The organism is Streptomyces siamensis (assembly GCF_039543605.1).
GTDB lineage: Bacteria > Actinomycetota > Actinomycetes > Streptomycetales > Streptomycetaceae > Streptomyces > Streptomyces siamensis.
The window spans coordinates 1-735 of record NZ_BAABKB010000025.1 but is presented as its reverse complement, the minus strand read 5'-3'; the positions used below and the strand labels follow the sequence as shown (position 1 = coordinate 735).

At 49.6% G+C, this 735-nt stretch carries 1 pseudogene; it reads right to left on the bottom strand.

Going from position 1 to position 735, the window contains the following annotated elements:
- Positions 1-715: pseudogene (locus tag ABEB03_RS45445) on the bottom strand (C1 family peptidase); the annotation flags it as partial.
- Positions 716-735 lie beyond the last annotated feature (20 nt).

The window sequence follows — 735 nt, the reverse complement described above, 5'->3', positions numbered from 1 at the left end:
GCCTGAGTAAATGTTGCATATGGGATAATCGTGGGGGCAGCAACTAGAATAGTCTTCACAGCATGTGGCGCCCTCGAGTGGGCAGCATCCCCAAGAAAAGCAATAGTTGGCGTATTCATAGACACAGCAGCATGTGGTGCTCTCAGGGCAAGCATAGTAATCGTCACAAACGGTTGGAGGCTTTATTGGGGATGGAGGAGATGGGCCGGGGTTGGGGGGATTTTGACCGATCTTGATAGGGTAAGAAGGCTCAACTGCAATTCCGCATTTGCCTGTGCGAACAGAATTACGCTCCATCCTGATGTAGCCCCTCTCCCCCCAGCTTGCGCCCCACGAGTTCTTCACAATCCAGTAATCCACACCGTTTTCTGTACCATATCCAACAGCAGTAACACCNCGCTGTCCCGCATTTTCCGGTGAATATGCCCGAGTCATAGAGTTGGAAGGCCATGCCACCGGCTTCAATGGCAACACTCACAGGCTGATTTGCAACAGCCTTCTGCAAGGCCTTTTCATTGTTCTCAGGAACATCTTCATAATCATCAATGGAAACAACCCTGGCATTTTTCCTGTATTGGTCACATCTACCATCTCTAGCTTGGTAAGGGTAATCGTCCTCAGAATCAATGCCACCATTGTTGATGATGAACTCAAAGGCATAGTCCATGAGACCGCCATTGCACCCTTCATTGTAAGATGTGTCGCAGTCTACCAGCTCTTGCTCTGATAGCGAGA